Source organism: Pelomonas lactea (genome assembly GCF_043555885.1).
Lineage (GTDB): Bacteria > Pseudomonadota > Gammaproteobacteria > Burkholderiales > Burkholderiaceae_C > Pelomonas > Pelomonas lactea.
The window spans coordinates 1-255 of the sequence record NZ_JBIGHX010000044.1 but is presented as its reverse complement, the minus strand read 5'-3'; the positions used below and the strand labels follow the sequence as shown (position 1 = coordinate 255).

The following is a 255-nucleotide window of genomic DNA, read 5'->3' as shown; positions in this document are numbered from 1 at the left end:
GCGAATCCAACGGCAAGAAGAAGGGCGAAGGCAACGCCAAGTGCGGCAACAAGCACCTGGCCTGGGCCTTCATCGAGGCGGCGCACTTCGCGGTGCGCTACGACGAAACGATCCGGCGCTGGTTCCAGAAGAAATGCGCCAAGACCTTGCAGGTTGTGGCCATCAAGGCCGTGGCACACAAGCTGGCGCGGGCCTGCTTTCATGTGATGAAGACGGGCACGCCGTTTGACGTGACGCGGGCCTTCAGCTGACAAG

At 62.0% G+C, this 255-nt stretch carries 1 pseudogene; it reads left to right on the top strand.

What is annotated here, in order from left to right:
- Positions 1–251: pseudogene (locus ACG04Q_RS25730) on the top strand (IS110 family RNA-guided transposase); the annotation flags it as partial.
- Positions 252–255 lie beyond the last annotated feature (4 nt).